We start from the raw sequence: 22,713 nt of genomic DNA on the forward strand, positions 1-22,713 counted from the left end.
AGGGGGATCTTGATGCCTACATTCGCGGGAATGGACGAATCCGGGCAGTTGTTGCAGCAGCTCGCCGCAGACTTCATTGCGTCGGGAATCGCAGGAACGGCGTTGGAGCGAACCATTGAATGGGTTGATACCGATGCTGCGGGGCATCATCATAATTCAGCCATCTTGCGCTTCGTCGAGGCGGCCGAAGCCAAACTGTTTCGCGAGGCTGGCGCGGAGTCCTACTTCGCCATCTCGCCACGAGTCCGCCATGAGGTCGACTATCGGGCCAAGCTGTATTTCGGCCAAGCGGTGACCACCGCGATTCGCGTGGAGAAGGTCGGGGCCAGTTCGATGTCATTCGGATTCAAGGTCTGGGGGAGTGCGCACCAAGGGCGCGGGTTCGCGCTGGCCGCTGAAGGCCGTTTCGTGACAGTGTGCGTTCCAGTTGGCGGTGAGTCATCTGCCCCCTGGCCCCGTGAAATCCTCGCTGGCATTGATGCCGGTTCCTGAGCGCGGCACCGCGCTCCGTGCGAGCTGGTGGATATATGTGCGAGCCAGGTTTGCGGAACTAGGTCTTCGCCCCTGGTTCTCCTTCGGGTGACCTGTTGGCTAGCAGAGGTGGTGCTGGTAGATTGAAGCTAATTCCGCGAATGTGACGACCGTCAGGATCTCTCTATCGTCGGAATGTGTCCTGGACCGTCTCTGCCCAAGGAGAAACAATGCCTGCTGCCGAAGAAACTTGCACGAGCGCGATATTGTCCGCTCTGGCCTCCGGGACTGTCCAAGTCCATGACCTGACTGCCCCGCTGTCGGACAGGACTCCAACCTTAGTACTGCCCGATCCGTTCTCGAACCTCATTGATTTCAGTCTCGAAGAGGTCTCGGCCTACAACGAGCCCGGACCATATTGGAAGCACCACAATATCCATACTGGTGAGCACATCGGAACGCATATAGATGCGCCGATCCACTGGATTTCGGGACGAGGAGGCAAGGACGTGTCGCAGATTGATCCGCAACGCCTGGTAGGTCCGGCCGTCGTGTTGGACTTCAGATCCTTAGCAGCAGATGATCCGGATGTTCTCATCGATGTGCACCATTTGGAAACGTGGCAATCGGAATATGGGCGGTTTCCTTCCAAAGCGTGGCTGCTTTTCCGCACCGGATGGGAGCAATACGGTGATGACAAGACAGCTTTCCTGAATGTCGATGCCACCGGATCGCATACTCCCGGGTTTACTGCGGAGTGCGCCAGATACATTGCCGAGAAGCTGGACATTTCCGGCATCGGCGTGGAAACGGTGGGGATCGATTCCGGCAATGCCGGAGCACTGGAGCCGCCATTCCCCATGCATTACTTCCTGCTCGGTGCAGACAAATACGGGATCACCTCGCTGAAGAACTTGGACAAGCTGCCCGTGTTCGGAGCGATGCTAGTGGTTGCCCCTCTGCCCATAGTTGGCGGTACCGGCGCACCGACCCGGGTGCTGGCATTAGCGCCCCAAAACACCAAGAAAATGGAGGCACAATCGTGAACGTTGCTGAACTGGTCGGCAAGACGCTGGCAAACTTGGGCGTAGGGCACGCTTTCGGCGTGGTGGGAAGCGGGAACTTCGATGTCACGAATGCACTGATTGCCAACGGGGTGCCATATACCGCAGCGCGGCATGAGGGCGGCGCAGCAACGATGGCCGATGCCTACTCACGGACCAGCGGCCAGATCGGCGTGGTCTCGGTGCACCAGGGGTGCGGCCTGACCAACGCGGCCACCGGCATTGGAGAAGCCGCCAAGTCACGCACCCCGATGATCGTGCTGGCCGCCGAAGCCGCCCCGAGCGCCGTGTATTCGAACTTCGCCATGGACCAGGGCTCCTTCTCAACCTCCGTCTACGCCGTCTCCGAACGAATCCACAGCGCCCGCACGGCAGTGGCCGATACAGTTCGCGCCTACCGCAGAGCAGTGAACGACCGGCGGACGGTTGTACTGAACCTGCCATTGAACATCCAAGGGCTCGAAGCTCCGGAATCCCCGGTGGCAGCCGAGGTGGTTCCGGCGGAGCCGGTCCGCCCCTCGCGTGCCGCGGTGCGAGCGCTGGCGGTACTGATCGAAAATGCCCGGCGCCCGGTGTTCGTCGCAGGGCGCGGCGGACGCGGGGCCAAGGCCGAAATCCTGGCGCTGGCCCGGCACAGCGGGGCGCTGGTGGCGACCTCGGCGGTGGCCAAGGGCCTGTTCAACGACGAGGAATTCAGTCTCGGGATCTCCGGCGGGTTCTCGTCGCCGCTGGCCGCCGAGTTGATTGCTGGAGCAGATCTGATTGTGGGCTTTGGCTGCGCGCTGAACATGTGGACCATGCGCCACGGTCGGCTCATTTCCGAGGGCACCAAGGTAGTGCAGGTGGACCTGGAAGAGTCCGCCCTGGGGGCGAACCGGCGCATCGACTTGGGCGTGATCGGCGACTCGGCGCAAAGCGCACGCGATGCGCTGGAATATCTGGAAGCGCAGAAGATGCCGGCGCGCGAAGGCTACCGCACCTCCGCGGTGAGCCAGCAGATCGCCGAGGGGGCCAACTGGAGCCAGGTAGCCTACCGGGACCTGTCCACAGACGACCGCATCGATCCGCGAACTCTGACCAAATCGCTGGATGAGCTGCTGCCGGCCGAGCGCATCGTCAGCGTGGACTCGGGCAACTTCATGGGATACCCGAGCCAGTTTCTCGCCGTTCCAGACGAGCACGGTTTCTGCTTTACCCAGGCGTTCCAGGCGATCGGCCTGGGGCTCTACACGGCCATCGGAGCGGCTTTGGCGCAGCCCGGGCGCTTGCCGGTGCTCGGCACCGGAGACGGCGGATTCCACATGGCCATCGCCGAACTGGATACCGCGGTTCGGCTGAAGCTGCCAATGGTGTGCATCGTCTACAACGATGCCGCCTACGGGGCGGAGGTACATCATTTCGGCGATACGGGTACGGCACCGAATATGGACTCGGTGACCTTCCCTGACACCGATTTCGCAGCCATCGGCCGCGGTTTCGGAGCCGATGGCATCACGGTGCGCAAGCTGGAGGATCTTGACGCGGTAGCCAGCTGGCTCGGCTCGGATCCCACGGGGCCGCTGGTCATCGACGCGAAAATCGCTTCGGACGGCGGTGCGTGGTGGCTAGCGGAGGCATTCAAGGGGCACTAGCCCAGCCCTGGAACCGCGATTGCTGGTGGGTGGCCCCGGTGCGGCGCATGGTGCGCTGCGCCGGGGCTCGCTTGCACCTTCAAGGCGTCGCTGATCTTTTCAGGCTCGCGCGGCTGGCTTGAGCCGCCAGTCTCCTCATTCCCGGTGCCTGGACCTGCCTGTGCCAGCTTCATGCGCTTGCGCATCAGGAAGTACAGGGCAGAGACGGTCAAGGCGAAGGGAATGCCGAACAGCAACGTCATGGAGAATTGCTCGGTGAACAAGGTCGTGACCAGCAACGCGGCCATCAGCTGCGCCCCGGCCGCGGATCCAGCGGGATAGTACGGCAGGCGGTATTTAAGCGGTGCTGCACTGCGCCGATGGGAACGGCGGAAGAACAAGTGCGTGATGAAGATCAGCATCCAGGCCATCATTGCGCCGAACATCGACAGCGCCATCATTATTGTGAAACCGGATTCTGGATTCGATGCGTAGATGATGGCGGCCACGGCGATTCCGCCAGCCGAGAGCAGCAGGGCGTTGACCGGCGCGCCGTTCTTCTTCAACTTACCCAAGCTGCTCGGAGCCTGCCCGCCGCGGGATAGAGAGAAGATCATTCGCGTGGAGATGTACAGCTGCGAGTTCATGGCGGAGAGCGCGGCGATGATGACCACGAAATGGAGAGTGGAATCGTCAAACGGAATGCCGATCACCTGCATCACCGTGACGAACGGGCTGTCGCCTTCGAGGATCTCGCTGACCGGTGCGATGGCAAGGATCAGCGACAGGGTCAGGATGCAGAAGAGGAAGAGCCTGAACAAGGTCACCTTGAAGGCCTTCTTCGCTGCGACTTCGGGATCTTTTGCCTCACCGGCTGCGACGGCGATCATTTCGATGCTCAGGTAGGAGAAGATCGCCACGACAACGGCAAACCAGACACCTTGGGCCCCGCACATGAAGAATCCGGATTCCGCGGTGTAGTTCTGGAATCCGAAATCATTGCCCCTCTGGCCGAAGACCAGATAGGCAGCAAGCAGGATGAACGCGGCAATAGCGAATTCCTTGGTGGCGGAGAACCAGTATTCCAGTGTGCCGAAGGCTTTGACATTGAACATATTCACCCCGATCAGCAAGGCCGATAGGCCGATGATCCACACCACTGCGGGCAAATCCGGGAACCACATTCGCATGCAGCCACCCACCGCCGTGATTTCGGTGCCTACGGCCAGTACGAGGCAGGACCAGTACAGGTATTTGAGCAGGAACCCGGTGAATGGGTTGATGTAGTGCTCGGCGAAGGCGCCGAAGGAGCCGGTCGTCGGGTGCGCCAGGATCATCTCGGCCAACGCCCCCATGAGCAGCACGGCGATCTACCCGCCGATGGCGCCGCCAAGCGCAATCATGCTCAGCTGGCGCGAAGTTAGCTCCTTCGACAGGCCGGCTTCTCGCTGTGCGATTTGATCCAGGGAAGATTTCATTGAATTATCCAAAGGTGGTTTGGTGGCCGATTTGGGATCCGAGCCGAGCCGCCAAGCGGTTCCCGTGCCCGGCAAAAAGCCGCAGGATCGGCAGCCCAAACAGGGCCGCCAATCCTGCGGCTGGCAGCAACAGCTAAGCGCTGGTTACCAAATTGGAGGTTTCGGATTTCCTGGCCGGAATCCAGCGCAGGTGCGTTTGCTCCTGCTCCTCGGCTTCCCGAACCAGCGAGAGCCGCGGGCGGACCGCGTCGGTGCGGGCGGCGGGCGGCTTGCGGCGTCCGGCCTTGAAAGGCAGCGGCCAGGTGGCGCCGTCACCGGTATAGTCCTGCTCGGCGGCTGCCTGCAAGGTCCACTGCGGGTTGTACAGGTGGGTGCGTCCCAGCGCCACCAGATCCGCGCGGCCTGCCAGCAGGATCGAGTTCACGTCGTCGTAGGAGGACACCGCACCCACCGCGATCACCGAGACCCCTGCCTCGGCGGCGACCTGGTTGCGGATCCTGTCGGCGAATGGCGTCTGGTAGCTGCGCCCGAAAGCCGGCTTCTCGTCCTTCACGATCTGCCCCGACGAGACGTCGATGAACTGGGCGCCGTGGGCGATGAAGGCCCGGGCGATGTCCACGGCATCTTCTTCGGTATTCCCGCCTGGCGACCAGTCGGTAGCCGAGATGCGCACGCCGATGGTCTTGCTTGCCGGCCATGCTTCGCGGACCGCATCCAGGACCTCAAGCGGGTAGCGCAGCCGGTTCTCCAAGCCTCCGCCGTATTCGTCGGTGCGCTGATTGGACAGCGGCGAAAGGAAGGAAGAGAGCAAGTAGCCGTGGGCCATATGCACTTCCAGCACGTCGAATCCTGCCTCATCGGCGCGGCGTGCCGCGGCGGCGAACTGCTCGCGCACCTCGTCCATCTGCGCACGGTCCATTTCCACCGGCACATGGCAGCCTTCGCCATAGGGCAGTGCGCTGGGAGCGAGCACATCCCAGTTGCCTTCTTGCAGCGGCTGGTCGATGCCTTCCCACATCAGCTTCGTCGAACCCTTGCGACCCGAGTGGCCGAGCTGGGCGCCGATCTTGGCGTTCGAATTTCCGTGCACGTAGTCGGTCACGCGCTTCCAGGCAGCGGCCTGCTCATCGGTGTACAGGCCAGTGCAGCCCGGGGTGATGCGGCCGATATCGGAAACGCAGATCATTTCGGTCATCACCAGCCCGGCCCCTCCCATGGCCTTGGAGCCCAGATGGACCAGGTGGAAGTCCCCGGGCACCCCGTCGGTGGCCGAGTACATGTCCATGGACGAAACCACCACGCGGTTGGCCAGCTCGGTGTTGCCGAGCCTATGCGGCTGGAACATCGCCGGTGCAACGGAAGGTGAAGCGTTGAGCCGGGCGAAGTTCTCATCGACCTGCTGAGCGAATCCGGTATCCCGCAGCTTCAGGTTCTCGTAGGTGATGCGCCGGGAGCGGGTGAGCAAGTTGAAGCAGAACTGCACCGGGTCCTGGTCCTTGTACTGCCCGATGTTCTCGAACCATTCCAGCGAGGCCTGGGCCGCGCGCTGGGTGGATTCGACCACTGGGCGGCGCTCGGTCTCGTAGGCGGCCAGCGCCGAATCAACCTCGGCATGCTCATGCAGGCAGGCAGCCAGGGCCAGAGCGTCCTCCATGGCCAGCTTGGTGCCCGAGCCGATGGAGAAGTGGGCAGTGTGCGCGGCATCGCCCAGCAGGACGATGTTCCCATGGCGCCAGTTCTCGTTGCGCACCGTGGTGAAGTTGATCCACTTGGAGTTGTTAGTCAGCACCTGGTATCCGGCCAGTTCCTCGGCGAAGATCCCGGCCACCTTGTCCACCGACTTCTGGTCGCTCACGCCCGGGCCGAAGACCTCGTCCTCGGTCTCGTCGAATCCGGCCGCACGCCAGACGTCTTCGTGCATTTCCACGATGAAGGTCGAACCCTCGTCCGAGTACGGGTAGCCGTGGATCTGCATGGTTCCGGCATCGGTTTCCTTGACAAAGAACTTGAAGGCCTCGAAGACCTGGTCGGTGCCCAGCCACATGTACTTCGAGGTCCGCGGATCAAGGGAGGGCTTGAAGGAGTCCGCGTACTTGGTTCGCACCGCGGAGTTCAGCCCGTCAGCGGCCAGCACCAGGTCGTACTCGTCCGCCAGCTGCTCCACATCCGGGGCAACGGTGGAGAAGAGCACATCCACGCCCAGTTCGATGCAGCGGCGCTGCAGCAGCTGGAGCAGTTCCTTGCGGCTCATGGCCGCGAAGCCCTGGCCGCCCACGGTGTGCATCTGGCCGCGGAAGTGGATGTCGATATCGCTCCAGCGGGCGAAGCGCCGGGACATGTATTCGGCCACCACCGGATCGGCGTTGCCGATGCCGCCCAGGGTCTCATCGGAGAACACCACGCCGAAGCCGAAGGTGTCCGATGCGGCATTGCGTTCCCACACGGTGACATCGTGGTTCTCATCCAGCTGCTTCATCAGAGCCGCGAAGTACAGGCCGCCAGGGCCGCCGCCGATAACTGCAATCTTCATGGTGTGTCCTTTCATCAGCCCCGGAGGGCGATTGGGCCGGGGCCCGAAAAATATCTGGGGAGTTTATGCGACCGGGGAGCCGTTGAAGGCCTCGCGCAGCTTGAAATGCTGCAGCTTGCCGCTGGGATTTCGAGGCAGCTCGGTGACAAAGCGGATTTCCCGCGGGTACTTGTACGGGGCAATCGTGGCTTTGACGAAGTCCTGCAATTCCTTGGCCTTCGCCTCATCGGCTTCGGCGCCTTCGACCAGAACCACGAACGCGCAGACGATTGATCCGCGGTTCGGATCCGGGCGGGCGACCACCGCGTTTTCCAGCACCTCGGGATGCTGGTCCAGGGCTTGCTCGACTTCCGGGCCGCCGATGTTATATCCGGAAGAGACGATCATGTTGTCGCTGCGCGCCTGGTAGGTGAAGAAACCGTCCTCGTCCCGGGAGAAGATGTCCCCGGTGATGTTCCAGCCGCTTTCGACGTAATTGCGCTGCCTCGGGTCATCGAGATAGCGGCAGCCGGTCGGCCCGATAACCGCCAGGCGCCCCGGCTCGTTGGCCGCGGCTTCGTTGCCCTCGGCATCCAGCACCGTGGCGCGGAAACCGGGAATGGCCTTGCCTGTGGTTCCCGGCTTGATGTCCTTGCCGGCGGCGGAGACGAACACGTGCAGCATTTCGGTGGAACCGATGCCGTTGACCAGTTCCAGCCCGGTTGCCTCCCTGACATGGTGCCAGGTGTCGGCAGGCAGGTGCTCGCCGGCGGAGACCGCCACGCGCAGGGGCCTGAGCAGGTCGGCCTTGCCGTTCTTCAAGATGGCCCGGTAGGCGGTGGGGGCGGTGAACAGGATGGTTGCCCCGGCCGCGTGGGACTGCTCGGCCAACTGCACCGGGGTGGCGCGTTCGGTCAGCAGCGAGCTGGCGCCGAAGCGGAAGGGGAAGACCACTAGCCCGCCCAGTCCGAAGGTGAAAGCCAGCGGCGGGGAACCGGCGAAGACATCGTCCTTGGTGGGTTCCAGGATGTAGCGGGCAAAAGTGTCCGCATTGGCCAGGATGTCCCGGTGGAAATGCATGGTGATCTTAGGGACGCCAGTGGTTCCCGAAGTCGGTCCCAGCAATGCCACATCATCTGCGGCTGTGGCCACCGCGGTGAATTCGCCGGATTTGCCTGCTGCCTGCTGGGCCAGATCGTCGCGGGACGTGCCGCCGTAGCTGATGACCGGATAGCCGCCGCCGCTGGCCTTGAGCGCGTCCTCGGCGAAGCGGTGGTCGGTGATTAGCGCCACCGGGCCGGTCAGCGTGGCCAGCTTGGAGATTTCCGCAGCGCGCAGGGCAGCCATCGTGGTGACCACAACACCGCCGGCCTTGATCACTCCGAGCCAGCAAGCTACCAGCCATGCGTTGTTCGGACCGCGCAGCATTACCCGGTTGCCCGGCACCAAGCCATAGTCCTCGACCAGCACCTGGGCTACCTGGTTGGCCCGCTTGAGCAGCTGCCCGTAGCTCAGGCTGGTGCCATCGGGGGCCAGCAGCGCCGTGCGCTGGGCGCCGAACTTCTCGACGGACTGGTCGATCAGCACTTCGGCGGCATTGAGCCGGTCCGGGTACTGCAGCTCGGGCAAGGTGAATTCCAGCGTCGGCCACAATTCGGGGGATGGAAGATGGTCGCGGGTAAAGCTATCGACATGTACAGAAGGTGAAAGTTCCATAAGGCAACTCCGTTGGCAGGTTCGGTGGGAAGTCCTAGTTGGCGTTCCGCCCGGGGCGGATCATTCCTTCTTGGGCTACGGTGGCCAGCAGCTTGCCATCGCGGGCATAGAAGCGCCCGATGGCCAGTCCGCGGTTGTCCTGGCTCGAAATGGCTTCCTGAGCGTAAAGCACCCAGTCGTCCATGCGCCCCTCGCGATGGAACCACATGGAATGGTCCAAGCTGGCGGTCACCAGGCCCTCATCGCCCCAGCTCAGCCCGAGACCGCGCATGATCGGCTCCAGGATGGTGTAATCGCAGACATAGGCCAAGGCCGCCTTCTGAATCACCGCATCATCGGGCAACGGTGAGAAGGCCCGGATCCAGACCGCTTGGCTGCCGGACTTTTCGCGCTCGCCGGGAAGGTAGATGGCTTCGGGAACATGGCGCATGTCGAAGCTGCGGCCGCCGGCCCAGTACTTGGCGGCGTCGCCCTCCACGCCTTGCAGGGCCTCGGCGGCGCTGGCCAGGGACTGCGGATCCAGATCCAGCGAAGCGCCGGGGGCATCGAGCGCGAATTCGGCCCCGTCTTCCGGAACGTGGAAAGAGCCTAGCGCGCAGTAGACCGGCTTGCCGTTCTGGAAGGCGCGCACCTGGCGGGTGGAATAGCCGCGGCCATCGCGCAGGTGCTCCACCTCGTAGCGGACCGGCTGGTGCATATCCACTGGCCGCAGGAAGTAGGAGTGCATGGAGTGCAGGCTGCGGTCGGCACCCACCGACTTCATCAGCGAAAGGGCACCCTGGGCAACCATGTCGCCACCGTAGGCCTTGGGCCAGGGCACGTACTGAGGGATGGCGGTGAACGCCTGGTCGAAGACCTCCGCAGCGCATTCGGTCAGGTTGATGGCATCCAGGAAGACCTGGGCGGACAATGCTGTGGTGCTCATGCTCGGCGGTATCCTTCCAAGGTTTCGTCAGCGACATCAGCGAGATTGACCACGATATTCTCCGGGGTCCGGGCAGTGAGCCACACCAGCTCCTCGGTGACCGACATGTTGGCCTCGACATGGGGCATGAACGGTGGGACGAAGACCCAGTCGCCGGCCTTCATGTCGGCGTACTGCTCGTAGTTCTCGCCGAAGTAGATCCGGCCGTGGCCACGCAGCACGTAGCCGCCGGTTTCCGCTTCACCATGGTGGTGGGGGAGGGAACGGTAGCCCGGGACATTGGAGACCTGGCCGAACCAGATCTTTGTGGCGGGCGTGTGCTGGATGCTGACGCCCGAGACGCGGATGCAGTCCCCGGACTGGGCGGTGTTGGTGTCCTCGGATCCTGCCCGGGTGACTACGGGGACAACCTGGCCATTTTCCGAGGCATAGATCGAATTGTCGCCTTCGGTGCGGTAGGTTATGGGTGCTTCGGTCATGGTGTGCTCCTTCAAATTCGGTAGAGGGATGTTGCTGATGGTCATTGGGACAGGGCCGGGCTGTTCACTCGGAGCCGGAACCTGTTGGAGAGGATGCCGATGCCAGGGATTTCGGTTTCGAGCCGGTCCCCGTCAGCGAGGAAGCGAGGCGGAACCATGCCCATTCCGACTCCGCCGGGGGTCCCGGTCAGCACGATGTCCCCGGCACGAAGCGTGGTGAATTCGGAAATGTAGCTGACCAGCCGCGCCGCGGAGAACACCAGCGTCGAGGTGTTGCCGCGTTGCACTTCCTCGCCGTTGATGCGGCAGATGACCTCCGCGCCGGCCACCGGGTCGATCTCATCTGCCGTGGCCAGCACGGGACCCAGGGGAGTGGTGCCGTCGAAGGCCTTGCCTTGGAACCACTGCAGGGTCCGGCGCTGCCAGTCGCGCATCGAGACGTCGTTGGCTACCGTGTATCCGGCAATGGCGGCCTGGGCTTCTTCCAAGGACGCTGAGCATGCATCTGAACCAAGCACTACTGCCAATTCAGCTTCCCAGTCGACATTGGCGGAGGAAGCGCTGGAAATCTCGGCGTCGGGATCTGCCAGGGTGTCGGCGAACTTTGCGAACAATGTGGGATATTCGGGCAGTTCCCTTCCCATTTCCAGGATGTGGTCGCTGTAGTTCAGCCCGCAGCAGATCACCTTGGCGGGCGCTGGCAGCGGATTAAGCTGCCGGGCCTGCTCCGCGGGGATAAGATCGCCTGCGGTACTGGATTCCAGGGCTTCGGAGGCGATTGCTTTCCAGTCCTGGTGCTTGAGGAACTCGCTGAGATCGCCAGCTGGCAGGGGCAGATATCCCTGATCGGTCTGGATTGCCGCCAGGCTCTTCCCGCCGGCGCGGATCGTTGCGAGTTTCATGTGTGGATTCCCTTTGTCAGTTGGGTGAAAAGCTATGTGTCGACTTTTTTACCGCCGTCACGTAAGCTCAATGTAGCACGCATCACAAAGATGGCGCTAGAGCCAATTGGGGCAAATTTCATGCACCCGGTACAAGGAGTAGGAAATGACTGAAACCAAGTTGCACCGCAACGAGACAATCAACCCCGCATCCATGGCGAAGCCCTCTGGCTATGCCCACGGAGTCAAGGCGGGGGATACGGTCTACCTCGGCGGGCAAACCGCTCTGGACAAGGATATGAAGATCGTGCCCGGCGGCATCGTGGAACAGTTCAAGCAGGCATTCTCCAACGTGCTGACCACCTTGGTTGAAGCCGGGGGCCGCCCCGAGGACCTGACCAGCGTGACCATTTACTTGACCGATGTGGATGATTACATGGCCCATGGCAGGGAAATCGGGCGCCTTTGGCGCGAGATGGCCGGTTCGGAATATCCTGCGATGGCAGGGATCGGGGTAAGCCGGCTTTGGCAGCAGGAAGCCTTGATTGAAATCCAGGGCGTGGCTGTCATCCAGGACCGCAACTAGTCCCTGGATGCGGAACAGGGCTGCGAAACCAATTGGTTTCGCAGCCCTGTTCCTATCGGTCGAGGCGCAAAGATCAGCGTTGCTCGCCGATCACCCGCTGTACATGGCGCGAAGCCAGTGGCGACAGCAGCGTATGCAGGTCCTTGAACAGCGCTTCAGCCTTCAACGCGTTCCAATCCTCCGGGAGCAGCTCGGCCGGCAACCCGGGATCGGAATAGGGGAATCGGCGCCACTGGGTAAGCAGGACCAGATGGTCCGCGAAGCCCTGGGCATCGATCTCAGGGCTGTGCTGCGTGCCGGCGCGTTCCTTCCAGAATTCCAACCGTCCCTGGTTCTCCTTCAGGAATTCGGAGTACATAGCTTCCAGGGTCCCTAAATCCCACCAGGAATCCAGGTTCTCGCGCAGCTGCGCGCCGCCGATGTGCTCGGCCAGGAAGAACTCGAAGTACTTGTCCAGGCCGTGCCGGGCGAAGTAGGCCAAGGCAGGATCCTTGGCATGTTCCGGTGCAATCCAGAGCCCGGGGACCACCGAACCGAAACCCATGCGCACCAGGGAGGAACGGATCTTGTGCCGGATGTTGCGCTGGGTTTCGGGGACCGTGAAGGTTGCCAGCAGCCAGCGGTCTTCGGCCGTTGCGCGGCGTGGATGGAAAATCCGCTCGTCGCCTTCGGCAAAGGTGGTCAGCACCGATTCGGACAACGAGTATCCGTTGCGACCGCGGACTTGCACGCTGTCGATGATGCCGCGCTTCTTCAATCGGGAAATCGAGGAACGAGTGCCTGCAGGCTCGACTCCCACGTCCTGCATCAGGGATATGATTGCCGCCACCTGCAAGGCGCCGCCGTGCTGGCGGGCATGCATGCCGAAAAGCGAAACGATCAGCTGGTGGTGGCGGGGCATGGAGAGCTCTGCTGCACCGACGTGTGGTTTTGCCTGTGCTGTCATGGAACAATCTCCGTTCGCTGCTGGTGTTTCAATTCTAGAGCTAACCTTCGGTGGAAGGTCCCGGCGGCAGTCTGCTACCCCAGGTGCTGGTCGTAGAACTCGCGCAGCTGGACGCTCTTCTGCTTGGCGATATCATCCCATTCGTCGATCGACGCCGAATCATCCGCGTAATCGGAAGGGATCTTGAAGATCTGCAGCGGCACGTTGAAGCGTTGGCAGATGCTTGCGTAGGCGTAGCCTTCCATATCGACCAACGAAGCGCCCAAGGACTTGATGTGGATACGCTGCTCATCATTCGAGACGAACACGTCGCCGGTAGCCATGGTGACCTGGAAATCAGGAAGCAGGATGGCGCCGGCAGGGTCCACATCTGCCGATGGCAGCGGTAAATCATGCTGGATCAGTTTGGTGATCTGGTAAATAGTGTCCAAGCTCGGGCGGTCTTCACCGGCATGGCCAACAACTCCAGCGGTGCCAAGCACGACGACGTTTTTGATGTTGCCTTCAGCAAGCGCGCCAGCCAAGGCTACCGACGCGTTGACCTTGCCAACACCAGAAATCAGGTGCTCGACATCTGCAAAGGCTACGGCTTCGTCTGCATGCGCAAAGACGAGCAAGGACTTCTGGTCCGACATGAACTTCCCCTCTAAAGAAATCAGTTCGGGGATTGCTGCCCCGAACGTCCTAAGAAGTCTATCGGTTACCTCCTTCGATAAGCTCTCGATTCGCCAGACGGTGAGCAGATAGACTTTGCATATGAGTGATATTGAACTTGCTGAAGTTGAAAGCTTTGCACTGGACCACACCAAGGTCAAGGCGCCGTATGTGCGCAAAATCGGGGTGGAGCACGGTCCCAAGGGAGACGCCATCTCCAACTACGACATCCGTTTAGTGCAGCCGAACCACGGTGAGATTCCAACGGCAGGTTTGCACACCATCGAGCACACCATGGCTGGTCTGCTGCGTACCCGCATCGATGGCCTGATCGATTTCTCCCCATTTGGCTGCCGCACCGGCTTCCATATGATCTTGTGGGGCGAGCCGACACCGGAGGTCGTCGCCGCTGCGATCAAGAGCTCGCTGGAAGATATCGCGGAGAAGGTTACCTGGGAAGATGTTCCAGGAACCGAAGCCGTAAGCTGTGGCAACTACCGCGACCATTCCCTGCACTCTGCTCGCGAGTGGGCCAAGGTCGTCTTGGAGCAGGGCATCAGCCTTGATGCGTTCGATCGTTCCAAGCTTGCCTGAGCAATAGCTTGAGATCTGGAAATCCCGCGTGTTCCGTTTGGAACGTGCGGGATTTTCTTGCTTTGTTGTCCCTTCGCCGAAAGGAAATGATGGCCGCCGATTCGCCAACTTGCAGGATCCCGTCGGTAGCATGGAGACTATGCGCAGAGTTCACTTCTTAGCTGCAGCACTGCGCGCCGTGGCATTAGCTATCAGTGGATGCGAGAATTTCGATGCGGCTAGGACATCTAATATCGGCGAGGAATGCCAGTCGGCAATTCAAAAGCAGAACGAAGCCTGGTCTGATCATGAAACGCCGCAAATTAAGATTAGCGAAGCAGAGAAAATGGCGCTCAATGCTTGCAAGAACCTCGATGAGTGGAGCACTGCCGTCTCCTATAATCCCGGATCAATGGGATATCCGGAATTGAGCACAGAAAATGCAGCGAACACTGTTTATCTAGCCTGCGCTTCAAGTGACCCAGGACGGCAGACCCCAGTGTGCGCTGACGCCGAGAAACGCGGATATCTCGACGCAACTTAGCCCACCAACCGAGCTAGTGAGTATTGCCGCAGTCGCGGTCCGATCGCGTAATTTCCCAGAATGTGATGGCTCCGTCACCACTGAGCTATTGCTTTCAAACCGCGGTTCTATGGGAGAATGAAAGACAGTGTACTTAGCTTGAAATGGCTATTCTCGACGACTTAAGGACGTATATTCGTGGCCATGATTCCATTGCCGTTGCATTCGGTGGAGACCACGCAGTTTTCTCCGATTGACCCGGCGGACCCGACGTTGGTCCACCGAGGCGAAGGCGGCTCTGAAGTCCGGCGCAGCATCCTGCCCGGTGGCGTACGAGTCCTGACAGAAGCGATGCCCGGACAGCGGTCCACCACAGTGGGCTTCTGGGTACCGGTCGGTTCCCGCGACGAGGAATCAGGGCACTTCGGCTCCACGCACTTCCTGGAGCACCTGCTGTTCAAGGGCACTGCCAAGCGCACTGCCTTGGAAATCGCCCAGTCCTTCGATGCCGTGGGCGGCGAATCAAACGCAGCCACCGCCAAGGAATCGACCTGCTATTACGCCCGCGTCCTGGACACGGAGCTGCCAATGGCCCTTGAGGTCATCGCCGACATGGTTACCTCTGCAGTTATCGACCCGCAGGAATTGGAACAGGAACGCGGGGTGATCATCGAAGAGCTGGCCATGGATGCAGATGACGCGATGGATGTCGCCCACGAGCGGTTCGTTGCCAATGTCTTGGGCGATCACCCATTGGGACGTCCCATTGGAGGAACTCCTGAAGAGATCATGGAGATCTCCCGCGAGGCAGTCATGGAGCACTATCGTGCGCACTACCGCCCAAGCGAGTTGATTGTTACTGCCGCCGGATCCCTGGAGCACGACAAGCTGTGCGAGCTGCTTCTCAAGGCGCTGACCGAAGCAGGCTGGGAACTGGACCCGATGGCTGTGCCAGAACCACGCCGCATGGGTGAACCAGCGCAGATCACTTCGAAGGCCGGGCTGGAAGTAATCAACCGTCCGGGCGAGCAAGCCAACATCATCATGGGATGCTCCGGCATCACCGGACATGATGACCGCCGTCAGGTTCTCGCAGTGCTGAACGCTGTTCTCGGCGGCGGCATGAGCTCAAGGTTGTTCCAGGAAATTCGCGAGAAGCGTGGACTGGTGTACTCGACCTACTCCTTCTCCGCCGCCTACACCGATGCCGGCTACTTTGGCATGTACGCGGGCTGCGCCCCGGCTAAGGCTGCTCAGGTTATCGGGCTGCTGGGGGCCGAGCTTGATCGGTTGGCCAAGGACGGCATCACCGAAACTGAATTGGCGCAAGCCAAGGGCCAGCTATCTGGTGGAACGGTGCTGGCACTGGAGGATCCAGGAAGCCGCATGTCCCGTTTGGGCCGGGCAGAAATGATTACCGGAGAATTCCAGGACATCGACGAAGCACTGTCTCGCGTCAATGCCGTCACGGCCCAGGAAGTTCAGGATCTGGCCCAGGAACTGGCCTCCAAGGATCGAGTGATCACCGTGGTGGGACCGTTTGAAAGTGAAGCCGACTTAGGCCTCTAGAGCTGGATGCCGTGCCCCTGGAATCGAATCCGAGGATTTCGATTCTAGGGGCATCGCCGTTTTCTCTGGGTCATGCCGCGGCATCTACTAGCGCTGCAAGCTCGGGCGCATGAGAGAAATTGAAGCCATGCGCACCATGACGCATGACGGTGAGCTTGGCTTGCGGTGTTCTTGCGACCAGGCGAAGACCGAACTCCGGTGGAGACAGCGGATCCCGGGTGCCGCACACGACATCAATCGGGCACTGGACCGTACGAAGCAATTCAACGGTGGAGTAGTCCAGCATCTGGGCGCAGCTTTTGGCCCACCATGGGATGCCGCAGCGCAGGTAATCGACGAGCAATATTGCCTTCACCGAGTTCAACTCGTGCGGGAAATCTTCAAAGAGCCGGCGGGCCTGCCTGAACAGCGTCGCTTCACGGTCGTTGACCGCAGGAGCTGCAATGACCAGGTGCTTGACCAGATCCGGCCACGCGCGAGCTAGCTCAATGGAAACCTGCGCGCCCATGGAATGCCCGAGGACGATAGCGTTCTCAACTTTCAGCTCGCGCAACGCCAATGCTACTTCGTGCGCGAAACGCGGTACGGTCACCGGGCGGCCATCATCCAGATTCTTGCCGTGGCCTGGAAGTTCGGGAACGATCACTCGATACTTCTTAGCCAAGATGTTGGCCAGCGGAGTGAAATAGCGGCTGGATGCTCCGAGCCCGTGAATCAGCACCACGTCAGGGCCATGGCCCGCGACACGAACCGAAAGCCTGGTCCTGAGGGATTCGGGCAATTGCCCAAAGTAATCGTGGCGCACGCCAGCCTTTCATCGTGCGAAAAGTGCGCACACACTATCGGTAGGGAAAATCGGCACGCTCACCTGAAATGGCGAGACAGGCAAAAAGGAATTAACCGCCCGCCCCGGTCGAATGCTGGGTAATAGCGGAACGAAGGTCTTCCGGGAAGAGCTCCTGCACGCCTTCCTCGTATTTGGAACCGTCATCTGGACGGCGCAGTTCCTGCCCGTCAATGCGGAACGGGAAGGCATCCGCCTGGGCAGCGGTGTCCGCCGAGTCCTGGCTATCGGGTGCGCAAGTAGCCCAGCCGTAGGTCGTGGAGTCCTCGATACGGAAAACCTCAACCTGGCAAGTCGGCGAATCGATGACCGTTCCCTGTTCTTGGACGACATCAGTAATAGTTGCTCGCTCGTCATCGGACAGGGTGATCGGTTCATCGCCTGAACCGCAGGAAGTGATTGCAAAGGTCGCGACAAGCGTTGCGCCGATGCCGAAACCAAAGCGCTTAATTTTCTGACCCATGGCCCTGCTTACTACTTGGAGACTCCTGACACATATTTTTCCCCTATTTGCTAGGCAAAACAAGTTGGGCTGGCCGTAGGGAACAAGCAGAATCAAATATCTGGGAAATCGCCTCAGGGTATTCGCTGCAAAACTCGCGTGAGATCACGTAATCGTTGGCAAGGCAGGTGCCTGCAGGGCGATAGGCTTAAGCCCATGAGTGCACAGATCAAGGTGGCCGTGCTCGGCGCGGCCGGACGAATGGGCTCGGAAGCGGTCAAGGCCGTAACTGAGGCTGCAGACATGGAATTGGTAGCAAGCTTGGGAAGAGGCGACGATTTGTCGCAGATCCTTGAAGCCGGCGCAACGCACATTGTTGACCTTTCTGTGCCGGCATCCACCGAGGCCAATGTGCGTTTTGCCGTCGAGAACGGGCTTCATGCAGTGGTTGGCACCACTGGCTGGGATGATGATCGCCGCGCGAATTTGGAAGGGCTGCTGGGCAAGCATCCGCAGGCAGGTGTGCTGATTGCGCCCAACTTCGCCCTGGGCTCGGTGCTCGCCAGCGCTTTCGCGGCTACGGCAGCCAAGTACTTCGAATCCGTAGAGATCATTGAGCTGCACCACCCGAACAAGGCGGACGCGCCTAGCGGCACCGCGGTGCGTACCGCTGAACTGATCGCGAAGTCGCGTGAAGCCGCTGGAGTCCCCGCGAGCCCGGACGCTACCGAGACCCAGCTCGATGGCGCCCGTGGCGCAGTCGTCGATGGAATCAACGTTCATTCGGTACGCCTGCGCGGCCTCGTAGCCCACCAGGAAGTGCTCTTTGGCGGCCCGGGGGAGCAGTTCACCTTGCGCCATGATTCCTTCGACCGTGCCTCGTTCATGCCAGGCGTCCTCCTGGGCCTGCGTACTGTTGCCTCCCGCCCGGGCCTGACCTATGGCCTTGATGGCTTCCTGGAGTTGGGCCAGTGAAAACGAAACTTTGGGTAGGCGGCATTCTGCTGCTGTTCGCGCTGTACATTGGAATGACCTTCACCCAGGCGATCCGTCTGCTAAAAACCGGGGAACTGGTCGCGCAGGTCATGGGCATTGCAATCCTGGTTATTCCTGCACTGTGCGTCTGGATCCTCATTCGCGAGGTGCTCTTCGGGCTGCGCACTGAGAAAATGGGCAAGTCCTTGGCCTCCTCAGGTGAGCTGCCAGAGGATCTTCCCCGCATGCCGTCGGGACGTTTCCTCCGTTCGGCCGCCGACGCTGATTTCCCTATCCATCAGCAGGATGTGGAAGAGAACCCGGAATCATGGAAATCCTGGTACCGTCTGGCACTGGCGTATGAAGCCTGCGGTGACAAGCCGCGCGCCCGCAAATCCATGCGTACTGCGATCGAATTCTGGCGAGCAGACCAGAAGGTCAGTCAGTAATTGCATAAAGCAGCATCATGTTGATGGCCCGGACTCACGAGAGTCCGGGCCATCGCTCTAGAATTTGCTCTTCGTCTCGGGGGTGCTGTCAGCTCCGCTAAACACCCGGACGCCATATTCCAAAGGGCCAGAGGCCTTGCTGAAGCCAAGCCAAATTCCGAAGACGGCCGTCGTTGCACAGAGAACCCACCAAATCACCATTGGGTCCAAGTGCTCTTTCAGCGCCGGCAGCAAGATAATGTGCCCTGCATACAGGGTCAGCGGGGCCCGGCCGGCGCCAGCCAGAATCCGGCCGAGCGCACCCAGCCGACCAATAATCAGCTGGAGCAGGCCGATGATAGCGACAGCGCAGGCGGCGTTGTGCAGCGTGGAGAGCGAAGAATTGCTGTGACCGGTCGGCAGCCAAAGATAGGCTGGATTGTCCAGGAACGGATCCAGGTTGGCGCCCGGCAAACGCCCGGTGGTGATCATTGTGGGAACGAGGGATAATTCCAGGCCCAGTTCACGGGCTATGAGCCCGGCATTGTGCATGCTCACCGAATGGCCCGCCCATTGGGTTGCCGCCGCGATAATCGAACCGCCCAATGCAAGCAGGCTCGCAGTCCTCGTGCTGTGCAGGTTGCATCTTGCGATGGCTATTCCAAGAAGGCCGAAACCGAACCAGACCATCAATGGGTAGTATCCGGTGACCGTTAGATCCTTGAGGAGCAGTTGCGGGGTGAGAATGTCGCCGAAGCTCGGATTATGGTCCAGCGAGTCCGCAATCCAGTTGCTGGCCAGCGGTCGCCAAAGAACCGGCATAAGCAGCAGCCAAAGGGCCGAGACTACCCAAATGGTTGTTCTCGACAGCTTCATCGCCAGTGGAAGCAATAGAAACAGTAGCCCATAGTGGACAAGAATGACCGCGATGGCTTCATTTACTGACCCAATTGCCATTCCGAGCACGGCAATAATTAATGCTCTCAGCACAAGGACTGAGTAAACCTTAGGGTGGGAACAGCCCTTTCGAGCCAAGGATTTCGAGAGCAGGACCAGGGATAAACCCGCCAGCACCATGAACAGGACAGATGCTCGGCCGGAGGCGAAAGTCCCGGTAAATGTTGGGGAGTAGGCGGGTGCGCCGCTGGTTTCATAGAGCGCGAAAACGTGCGCGGCGAACATCCCGAGGATGGCGGCAAGCCGTGCCGCGTCCACGCCCAGCAACCGCTGGGAACTACCCAAATCGTTCATGGAATCATCGCACCACGAATTGCGCGGGGGATGCCATTGCAACATGCGCGAGTGTAGATTTAATGCCATGGCTACAAGTGCAATTGATAATCAGGCATACCCGTTCGGTACCGTGCTGACCGCTATGGTCACGCCCTTCGATGAAGCGGGTGAAGTCGATTACGCGATGGCTGCCAAACTGGCAACGAAGCTGGTTGATGATGGCTGCGACGGACTGGTCGTCACCGGCACCACCGGCGAGACCTCGACCCTGACCGATGAAGAGAACATCGAGATGTTCCGTACCGTCGCCGAGGCGGTGGGGGACCGTGCCGCAGTGCTGGCCGGTTCCACTACCAACGACACCCGTCACTCCATCAAGCTCTCGCTGGCTGCCAAGGAAGCGGGCGTAGACGGTGTGCTGTTGACCACCCCCTACTACAACAAGCCAAGCCAGGCCGGCGTCATCGCCCACGTCAAGGCCATCGCCGAAGCCGTTGAGCTGCCCATCATGCTCTACGACATCCCGGGACGCACCGGCATCGCGCTGGCGCCCGAGACCATCATTGAACTGTCCAGGATTCCTCAGGTCATTGCCCTGAAGGACGCCAAGGCGGATTACCAGTCCACCACCACCGTGCTGGCCACAACCGATCTGCACGTGTACTCCGGCGACGATGGGCTGACTTTGCCGCTGATGGCGGCAGGTGCTGTCGGCGTGGTTTCGGTCACCGCTCACGTTGCGGCCGCTAAGTACCGTACGCTTGTTAATGCAATGCATGCAGGAGATCTGGCGACTGCACGCACCACACACTTTGAGCTGGACGCGATCCAGCGCGGCATCATGGGCCACATTCAGGGCGCCGTGGCCGCAAAATATGGACTTCACTGGCAGGGTGTCCTGCCGAACACCGTCGTCCGACTGCCGCTGTTGGCACCGTCGGACGCAGAGCTCGATGCCATCCGCGCGGACCTACGTGAAGGTGGATGGGATCTGTAACGAAAGGGACTAACCACATATGACTGAGAGTTCAGTAGGCAAGGCTGACGCTGCGCGTATGCAGACTCCGGCGAAGCTGAAGAAGGGAACAATGCGAATTGTTCCCCTCGGCGGCTTGGGCGAGGTCGGCCGAAACATGACCGTTTTCGAACTCAACGGGAAACTGTTGATCATCGACTGCGGCGTGCTCTTCCCCGAGGAGCACCAGCCTGGCGTGGATCTGATCCTGCCAGACTTCTCCTACATCAAGGACCGCTTGGACGACGTGGTGGGCCTCGTGCTGACCCACGGCCACGAGGACCACATCGGTGCTGTTCCGTACCTGTTGCGCCTGCGCGAAGACATCCCTTTGTACGGGTCGAAGCTGACCCTGGCCTTCGTCGAAGCAAAGCTGGCAGAACACCGCATCAAGGCCAACACCAATATCGTGGTGGAGGGCGAGATCGCGCAGGTTGGCAACTTCGAATGCGAGTTCGTAGCTGTGAACCACTCGATCCCGGATGCCTTGGCAGTATTCCTGCGCACCGAAGCCGGTACCGTGCTGCACACCGGCGACTTCAAGATGGACCAGCTGCCACTTGACGGCCGCATCACCGACCTGCGCCACTTCGCGCGCCTGGGCGAGGAAGGCGTGGACTTGTTCCTGCCGGACTCCACCAACGCCGAAGTTCCGGGCTTCACCGTTGCCGAACGCGAAATCGGCCCGGTACTCGAGGCCAAGTTCGCGCGCGCCCGCCGCCGCATCATCGTCGCTTCGTTCTCCTCGCACGTCCACCGCGTGCAGCAGGTTCTGGACGCCGCAGCGGTGCACGGCCGCAAGGTGGCCTTCATCGGCCGCTCGATGGTGCGCAATATGGGCATCGCCGAACGCTTGGGCTACCTCGAAGTGCCACAGGGTGTCCTGGTCGACCTGAAGCAGATCGATTCGCTGCCAGACCACAAGGTAGTGCTGATGTCCACCGGTTCGCAGGGCGAGCCGATGGCTGCACTGTCCCGCATGGCCAACGGCGAGCACAAGGTCCAGATCAACCCGGGCGACACCGTCATCCTGGCCTCCAGCCTGATCCCGGGCAATGAGAACTCGGTCTTCCGCGTGATCAACGGCCTGATGCGCTTGGGTGCCGAGGTCATCCACAAGGGCATGGCCAAGGTCCACGTTTCCGGTCACGCATCGGCTGGCGAATTGCTCTACTGCTACAACATCCTGCGCCCGAAGAACGTGCTTCCGGTGCACGGCGAAACCCGCCACCTGATTGCCAACGGCCGCCTGGCCGCGCAGGCCGGTGTCCCGGAGGACAACGTGCTGCTGGCAGACGACGGCTCGGTCATCGACATGAAGGACGGCGTTGCAAAGCTCGTTGGCCAGGTCGAATGCGGCTACGTCTACGTTGACGGTTCCAAGGTCGGCACCATAACCGATGATGACCTGAAGGACCGCGTCACCCTGGGTGAAGAAGGCTTCATCTCGGTCATCACCGTCATCAACCGCCAGAACGGCACGATCATCTCCGGCCCGGACATCCACGCACGTGGCGTAGCCGAAGAGGACTCGGTCTTCAACGAGATCAAGCCGAAGATCGCAGCTGCGATTATGGAAGCGGTGGGCAACAACCCGAACCACTCCACGCACCAGCTGCAGCAGATCACGCGCCGCGTGATCGGCTCGTGGGTATCGCGCAAGCTGCGTCGCCGCCCAATGATCGTTCCTGTAGTGCTCGAAGCCTAGGCTTCCAAAAATATTGCCTCGAACCAATTAAGGTTCGAGGCAATATTTTTATGGGAAATCAAGCGCAAGGCATGCACCACAGCT

At 60.9% G+C, this 22,713-nt stretch carries 22 protein-coding genes; 11 read left to right on the forward strand and 11 right to left on the reverse strand.

The window, feature by feature from the left end; all coding sequences use genetic code 11:
• The first annotated feature begins 12 nt into the window (after positions 1-12).
• The 3 genes from ACIOJF_RS12490 to ACIOJF_RS12500 all read left to right on the forward strand — a co-directional run bounded on the left by ACIOJF_RS12490 (position 13) and on the right by ACIOJF_RS12500 (position 3,166).
• On the forward strand, positions 13-492 hold the full coding sequence (locus ACIOJF_RS12490; protein ID WP_402735573.1) for an acyl-CoA thioesterase: 480 nt from the start codon (positions 13-15) through the stop codon (positions 490-492).
• 209 nt (positions 493-701) lie between these two features.
• Positions 702-1,517: a cyclase family protein gene (locus ACIOJF_RS12495; protein ID WP_332727755.1), complete on the forward strand. Its 816-nt coding sequence runs from the start codon at positions 702-704 to the stop codon at positions 1,515-1,517.
• On the forward strand, positions 1,514-3,166 hold the full coding sequence (locus ACIOJF_RS12500) for a thiamine pyrophosphate-binding protein (protein WP_332595227.1): 1,653 nt from the start codon (positions 1,514-1,516) through the stop codon (positions 3,164-3,166). Before ACIOJF_RS12495 ends, ACIOJF_RS12500 begins: the two co-directional genes overlap by 4 nt.
• Here the strand turns inward: ACIOJF_RS12500 and ACIOJF_RS12505 are convergent.
• From ACIOJF_RS12505 to ACIOJF_RS12530, 6 genes are all read right to left on the reverse strand, one after another.
• Positions 3,163-4,500, reverse strand: coding sequence for an amino acid permease (locus ACIOJF_RS12505; RefSeq protein WP_402735617.1), 1,338 nt, complete (start codon positions 4,498-4,500; stop codon positions 3,163-3,165). The genes ACIOJF_RS12500 and ACIOJF_RS12505 overlap by 4 nt on opposite strands.
• Before the next feature lie 256 nt (positions 4,501-4,756).
• Positions 4,757-7,153, reverse strand: coding sequence for a bifunctional salicylyl-CoA 5-hydroxylase/oxidoreductase (locus ACIOJF_RS12510; RefSeq protein WP_402735575.1), 2,397 nt, complete (start codon positions 7,151-7,153; stop codon positions 4,757-4,759).
• Positions 7,154-7,216: 63 nt separating this feature from the next.
• Positions 7,217-8,848, reverse strand: coding sequence for an AMP-binding protein (locus ACIOJF_RS12515; protein ID WP_402735576.1), 1,632 nt, complete (start codon positions 8,846-8,848; stop codon positions 7,217-7,219).
• Between the two features lie 34 nt (positions 8,849-8,882).
• The gene (locus ACIOJF_RS12520) at positions 8,883-9,773 is read right to left on the reverse strand and encodes an acyl-CoA thioesterase II (protein ID WP_105661855.1); all 891 of its coding nucleotides are present in this window, start codon (positions 9,771-9,773) and stop codon (positions 8,883-8,885) included.
• Complete coding sequence (locus ACIOJF_RS12525; protein ID WP_105661924.1) at positions 9,770-10,252, reverse strand: cupin domain-containing protein; 483 nt, start codon at positions 10,250-10,252, stop codon at positions 9,770-9,772. The genes ACIOJF_RS12520 and ACIOJF_RS12525 overlap by 4 nt, the downstream gene beginning before the upstream one ends.
• 41 nt (positions 10,253-10,293) lie before the next feature.
• Positions 10,294-11,154: a fumarylacetoacetate hydrolase family protein gene (locus ACIOJF_RS12530; RefSeq protein WP_105661856.1), complete on the reverse strand. Its 861-nt coding sequence runs from the start codon at positions 11,152-11,154 to the stop codon at positions 10,294-10,296.
• A 145-nt stretch (positions 11,155-11,299) separates the two neighbouring features.
• On the opposite strand from ACIOJF_RS12530, the gene ACIOJF_RS12535 reads away from it, so the two are divergent.
• Positions 11,300-11,719, forward strand: a complete 420-nt coding sequence (locus ACIOJF_RS12535; protein WP_105661857.1) for a RidA family protein — start codon at positions 11,300-11,302, stop codon at positions 11,717-11,719.
• Between the two features lie 73 nt (positions 11,720-11,792).
• Here ACIOJF_RS12535 and ACIOJF_RS12540 read toward each other — a convergent pair whose 3' ends face one another.
• Positions 11,793-12,665 (reverse strand): PaaX family transcriptional regulator C-terminal domain-containing protein, encoded by an 873-nt coding sequence (locus tag ACIOJF_RS12540; protein WP_105661858.1) that lies wholly within the window; start codon positions 12,663-12,665, stop codon positions 11,793-11,795.
• Between the two features lie 74 nt (positions 12,666-12,739).
• Complete coding sequence (locus ACIOJF_RS12545) at positions 12,740-13,300, reverse strand: purine-nucleoside phosphorylase (RefSeq protein WP_402741690.1); 561 nt, start codon at positions 13,298-13,300, stop codon at positions 12,740-12,742.
• A 121-nt stretch (positions 13,301-13,421) separates the two neighbouring features.
• Between ACIOJF_RS12545 and ACIOJF_RS12550 the strand changes: the two genes are divergently transcribed.
• From ACIOJF_RS12550 to ACIOJF_RS12560, 3 genes are all read left to right on the forward strand, one after another.
• The gene (locus ACIOJF_RS12550; RefSeq protein ID WP_105661860.1) at positions 13,422-13,913 is read left to right on the forward strand and encodes an S-ribosylhomocysteine lyase; all 492 of its coding nucleotides are present in this window, start codon (positions 13,422-13,424) and stop codon (positions 13,911-13,913) included.
• Positions 13,914-13,941: 28 nt separating this feature from the next.
• Positions 13,942-14,436, forward strand: a complete 495-nt coding sequence (locus ACIOJF_RS12555; RefSeq protein ID WP_146112930.1) for a hypothetical protein — start codon at positions 13,942-13,944, stop codon at positions 14,434-14,436.
• 177 nt (positions 14,437-14,613) lie between these two features.
• Positions 14,614-15,984 (forward strand): pitrilysin family protein, encoded by a 1,371-nt coding sequence (locus tag ACIOJF_RS12560; protein WP_332487865.1) that lies wholly within the window; start codon positions 14,614-14,616, stop codon positions 15,982-15,984.
• A gap of 70 nt (positions 15,985-16,054) precedes the next feature.
• Here the strand turns inward: ACIOJF_RS12560 and ACIOJF_RS12565 are convergent, their stop codons facing one another.
• Both ACIOJF_RS12565 and ACIOJF_RS12570 read right to left on the reverse strand, forming a co-directional pair.
• Positions 16,055-16,765 (reverse strand): alpha/beta fold hydrolase, encoded by a 711-nt coding sequence (locus tag ACIOJF_RS12565; RefSeq protein ID WP_181149035.1) that lies wholly within the window; start codon positions 16,763-16,765, stop codon positions 16,055-16,057.
• Positions 16,766-16,880: 115 nt separating this feature from the next.
• Positions 16,881-17,291 carry a hypothetical protein gene (locus ACIOJF_RS12570; protein ID WP_105658192.1) on the reverse strand — a complete coding sequence of 137 codons (411 nt, stop codon included), beginning with the start codon at positions 17,289-17,291 and terminating at the stop codon, positions 16,881-16,883.
• A gap of 195 nt (positions 17,292-17,486) precedes the next feature.
• Here ACIOJF_RS12570 and dapB point away from each other — a divergent pair, with 195 nt between their 5' ends.
• Together dapB and ACIOJF_RS12580 are read left to right on the forward strand one after the other, a co-directional pair.
• The gene (gene dapB, locus ACIOJF_RS12575; protein WP_402741691.1) at positions 17,487-18,245 is read left to right on the forward strand and encodes a 4-hydroxy-tetrahydrodipicolinate reductase; all 759 of its coding nucleotides are present in this window, start codon (positions 17,487-17,489) and stop codon (positions 18,243-18,245) included.
• Complete coding sequence (locus ACIOJF_RS12580) at positions 18,242-18,694, forward strand: tetratricopeptide repeat protein (protein ID WP_105661863.1); 453 nt, start codon at positions 18,242-18,244, stop codon at positions 18,692-18,694. The genes dapB and ACIOJF_RS12580 overlap by 4 nt, the downstream gene beginning before the upstream one ends.
• A 57-nt stretch (positions 18,695-18,751) precedes the next feature.
• Here ACIOJF_RS12580 and ACIOJF_RS12585 read toward each other — a convergent pair whose 3' ends face one another.
• A complete protein-coding gene (locus ACIOJF_RS12585; protein ID WP_402741692.1) occupies positions 18,752-19,924 on the reverse strand; it encodes a heparan-alpha-glucosaminide N-acetyltransferase domain-containing protein in 1,173 nt (390 codons plus the stop codon).
• Between the two features lie 67 nt (positions 19,925-19,991).
• Here ACIOJF_RS12585 and dapA point away from each other — a divergent pair, with 67 nt between their 5' ends.
• Positions 19,992-20,903, forward strand: coding sequence for a 4-hydroxy-tetrahydrodipicolinate synthase (gene dapA / locus ACIOJF_RS12590; protein WP_400342829.1), 912 nt, complete (start codon positions 19,992-19,994; stop codon positions 20,901-20,903).
• 19 nt (positions 20,904-20,922) lie between these two features.
• Positions 20,923-22,629 (forward strand): ribonuclease J, encoded by a 1,707-nt coding sequence (locus tag ACIOJF_RS12595; RefSeq protein ID WP_105658187.1) that lies wholly within the window; start codon positions 20,923-20,925, stop codon positions 22,627-22,629.
• Positions 22,630-22,713: the final 84 nt, after the last annotated feature.

The sequence above is a fragment of the Glutamicibacter sp. NPDC087831 genome, from assembly GCF_044742845.1.
Lineage (GTDB): Bacteria > Actinomycetota > Actinomycetes > Actinomycetales > Micrococcaceae > Glutamicibacter.